General features: G+C 50.0%; 2 protein-coding genes and 1 tRNA gene. All 3 read left to right on the forward strand.

Going from position 1 to position 4394, the window contains the following annotated elements:
* Positions 1-198: 198 nt before the first annotated feature.
* The 3 genes from Q3886_RS08700 (at position 199) to Q3886_RS08710 (ending at position 4350) form a co-directional block, all read left to right on the forward strand.
* A tRNA-Pro gene (locus tag Q3886_RS08700) sits at positions 199-275 on the forward strand.
* Positions 276-342: 67 nt separating this feature from the next.
* A complete protein-coding gene (locus tag Q3886_RS08705) occupies positions 343-840 on the forward strand; it encodes a GNAT family N-acetyltransferase (RefSeq protein ID WP_301861000.1) in 498 nt (165 codons plus the stop codon).
* A 15-nt stretch (positions 841-855) separates the two neighbouring features.
* Positions 856-4350, forward strand: a complete 3495-nt coding sequence (locus Q3886_RS08710; protein ID WP_301861002.1) for a DNA polymerase III subunit alpha — start codon at positions 856-858, stop codon at positions 4348-4350.
* The last annotated feature ends 44 nt before the right edge of the window (positions 4351-4394 follow it).

A 4394-nucleotide genomic window follows, 5' to 3' on the forward strand; every position in this document is an offset into this window, starting at 1 on the left:
CATTTATACATATAGTATACAACTAATCGTTACACATATCTATTCCGAGTATCATAAATGGAAGTGAATTGCTTATTTTTTCAGTGATAGAGGCATAATATACACCGGTTACTCTCCTATGGCGATAAAGCCTTATGACATGTTCAGCAAATTTGAACTTGACAAGCGCTTTTGAATCGGTTAAAATTAAAAGGTCGACGGGACGTGGCGCAGCTTGGTAGCGCGCTTCCTTGGGGTGGAAGAGGTCGCGAGTTCAAATCTCGCCGTTCCGACCATCATATTTAAGCCTTTCTACGGAAAGGCTTTTTTGCTATCTGTAAATACGAATGTAGGAGGTTTTCTATGCAGGTGAAGATTCGTCCGGCCAGGACGAGTGATTTGAACAGGCTGGCAGATATTGAGTCACAGTGCTTTCCGGAAGCTGAAGCAGCCAGCTTCATGCAGATTAAGGAACGGCTGGCTGCATTTCGCCATTCCTTTTTCGTTGCTGAAGATACAGGCCGTGTCATTGGCTTTATTAATGGCTGTATTACTGCGCAGCCGACACTGACCGATGATTTATATGCGTCTACACGCCTCCATGACGATGATGCGCCTAATGTCATGGTATTTGGTCTTGATGTCGTACCGGAGGCGCAGCATCAGGGCGTTGCCGGTCAACTGATGCATGCCTATATTGCTGAAGCCAGAAGAAATGGCAAGGAGCGGATTATACTGACTTGTAAACGACGATTGGTGTCGTTTTATGAGCAGTTTGGCTATGTATGCCAGGGAAAATCGCAGTCTCTTCATGGCGGCGCTGAATGGTATGATATGACGCTGGATTTGCAGCAGCTGTAATGGGGAGGATAGACTATGAAACCCTTTGTTCATCTCCATGTTCATACGCAGTATAGCCTGTTCGATGGATTGTGCCGTATTCCCGACATGGTAAGTCAGGCAAAAGCACTGAATATGCCGGCTGTAGCCATTACGGATCATGGTAATATGTATGGCGTCATTCATCTGTATCAGGAAGCTAAAAAACAGGGAATTAAGCCAATTTTGGGCTGTGAAGTGTATATGACCCGGGGCAGCCGCTTCGATAAGCCCAAAAAAGAGCGGCTTTGCCATCTTATTTTGCTGGCGAAAAACAATACGGGCTATCATCACCTGGTAAAAATCGTTTCCAAGGGATTTGTAGACGGCGAAAATAACTACCATAAGCCCCGGGTGGACTATGATTTGCTGGAACGGTATCATGAAGGGCTTATTGCCCTGAGTGCCTGTATTGAAGGACAGATTCAGCAGGATATTATCAACCACAACGAAGAAGGAGCCCGGCGCAGTCTGGAACGGCTGGTTCGCATTTTTGGCAGCGGCGACTTTTATCTGGAAGTGCAGAATCATGGCCTGCCTGAAGAAAAGCTGGTACGGGAAACCTTCAAGACCTGGTCGCGTGAATACGGCCTGAAACTGGTGGCGACAAACGACTACCATTATATTAAAAAGTCTGATGCAGCAGCACAGGAAGTCAAACTGTGCATTTCCACGGGCAGCACCATGGACGACCCGGCTCATTTCCGTTTTGCTAATGAAGAGTTTTATATGAAGTCCGGCGACGAAATGGCAGAATTATTTGCTGATATGCCGGACGCCCTGGAAACGACGCTGGAAATTGCCGATAAGTGCGACGTTGATATATCCTTTAATGAACGGCATTTGCCGAAATTCCCCGTGCCGCCTGGTGAAACAGATGAAACCTATCTGCGCAGGCTCTGTGAAGAAGCCCTGCCTAAACGGTATGATCCGGTTACGCCGGAAGTACGGAAGCGGCTCGATTATGAACTGGGTGTCATCAGTAAGATGGGCTTTCCGTCGTACTTCCTCATTGTCTGGGACTACGTCAAATTTGCCCGCGATCACAATATTCCCGTCGGCCCGGGCCGCGGCTCGGCAGCTGGCTCTGTCGTCGCCTACCTGCTGGGCATTACCGGGCTGGACCCGCTTAAATATAATCTCCTCTTTGAACGGTTCCTTAATCCGGAACGAGTTACCATGCCTGATATTGACATGGATTTCTGCTATGAAAACCGGGGCCGCGTCATCGATTATGTGACGCGAAAATACGGCAAAGACTATGTAGCTCTCATCATTACTTTTGGTACCCTGGCGGCCCGGGCGGTTATGCGCGATGTCAGCCGGGCTTTGAATATTCCCCTGAGTGAAGTCAATCGGTTCATGAAGCTCGTGCCAACGGAACTGGGCCTTACCATTGACCGGGCCCTGCAGATCAGCAAGGAATTCCGGAACGAATATGAAACCAATGCCACGATTCACCATATGGTGGAAGTGAGCCGGGCTCTGGAAGGCCTGGTTCGCCATTCATCGACCCATGCAGCTGGCGTCGTTATCTCGGCAGCGCCTGTCGATGATTACGTGCCCATGCAGTATTCCAAAGAAGGTTATTTGACGACGCAGTACGATAAAGACCTGGTAGAAGAACTGGGATTGCTGAAAATGGACTTTCTCGGCCTGCGTACCCTTACGGTCATCGGCGATGCAGTCAAGCTCATTCAGCAGCAGCATGGCGTCACTATTGACGTGGACCATCTGCCTTTGGATGATGCCGATACGTGCCGGCTCCTTACCGAAGGGGATACGGCAGGCGTGTTCCAGATGGAATCGGAAGGTATTACCAATCTGGTCAAGGAACTGGCGCCGACGCACTTTGAAGATATGATTCCTCTCGTCGCCCTGTACCGGCCTGGACCGCTGGGAAGCGGCATGGTAGACGACTTTATCAAAGGCAGTCATGGCGAGAAGAAAGTTACGTACCTCCATCCTCTGCTGGAACCAATCCTGAAAGATACGTACGGCGTCATTCTCTATCAGGAACAGGTCATGCAGATCGCTTCCGTTATGGGCGGCTTTTCTCTGGGCCAAGCCGATTTGCTGCGCCGGGCCATGGGGAAAAAGAAAGAATCTATCCTGAAAGCACAGCGGGAAAACTTCTTGGCCGGTACGAAGAAAAATAATATTCCCGATGAAATAGCCAACAAAGTCTTCGATCTCATGGTTTATTTTGCCGGGTACGGCTTCAACAAATCCCATTCTGCAGCCTATGCTTATGTGGCTTGGCAGACAGCCTATCTGAAAACCCACTATCGGGCAGAATTCATGGCCGCTACCATGACCAGCATGATCAATGATATTTCCAAGATCAGCTATTATATTTCCGAGTGCCGCCGTCACGGTGTAGATGTACTGTCACCGGACGTTAATGCCAGTGTGTCCATGTTTTCTGTTGAACAGGGGGCGATCCGCTTTGGCCTGTCTGCTGTCAAGAGCATCAGTGAAGCCGCTATTGACGCCATTGTGGGCAGCCGTGAAAAAGACGGGCCTTTTACGTCTATTAGCGACTTCTGCAGCCGCGTAGACTGCCATGTCGTCAACCGCAAAAGTATCGAAAGCCTTATCAAGGGCGGAGCCATGGACTCATTTGGCAAAAAACGGTCTCAGCTCATGGCTGTTGTCGAGCAGGCTATGAGCGTCGGTGCGTTGAGGCAGAAAGACGATGCGTCCGGACAGATGGGGCTCTTTGACAGCGGTGATGATACAGATGCAGCAGCTATGGAGCTGACCTATCCCGATATAGACGAATACCCTATGGATATGATTCTGGCCATGGAAAAAGAATATGACGGCTTTTACTTCAGCGGCCATCCTCTGAATGCATATAAAGAAATCATGAAGACGCTGACGCCTGTTTCCGTCTGCTTCGGTGAGGACAACCGCCAGTATGACGGCCGTCTGCTGCGGATTGGCGGTATCGTGACCAGCCGCCGTCAGGTGACGACGAAGCGGAATGAACAGATGGCAATTCTGACCGTTGAAGATTATGGCGGATCCATATCTGTCGTCGTCTTCCCCAAGGTGTACAGTCAATGCATGAACCTGTGCGTCGTCGACATGGCCGTAGCCGTACAGGGACGGGCTGATATCAGTGATGACAGCGTACAGATTATTGCCGAGTCCCTGCAGCCATTAGGAGCGCAGACGGAGCCTCCTGCAGGCACTCATGACGGTACGTCTCTGGCAGCGGCAGCCCGTCATGCCGGCGCCCTGTGGCAGCCAGGAAAGGGAGAAAAGCTGTTTATCAAGATTCCGGCTCATCTGGAACGAAGTGACTTGAGCAGCCGTATTGGCGATGTGCTGCGTCAGTATCCCGGTGAAACGAAGGTATATTTCCATCTCATGGGCAGTCGGCGGACCATTCTGACGGACCGTACGTACTGGGTAGATACACAGGATTCTTTGCGGCAGAAACTGGAGACCATGCTGGAGCCAGGATCACTGGTACTGAAATAAGGCCTGTCAGAATTATGCAGAAATAGCAATATAAAATAACACAT

This window comes from uncultured Megasphaera sp. (genome assembly GCF_958350005.1).
Lineage (GTDB): Bacteria > Bacillota > Negativicutes > Veillonellales > Megasphaeraceae > Megasphaera.

What these genes read in the sequence shown, in the direction of transcription:
- Q3886_RS08705 (WP_301861000.1), top strand. Translation starts at nt 343, where the DNA reads ATGCAGGTGAAGATTCGTCCGGCCAGGACGAGTGATTTGAACAGGCTG.
- Q3886_RS08710 (WP_301861002.1), top strand. Translation starts at nt 856, where the DNA reads ATGAAACCCTTTGTTCATCTCCATGTTCATACGCAGTATAGCCTGTTC.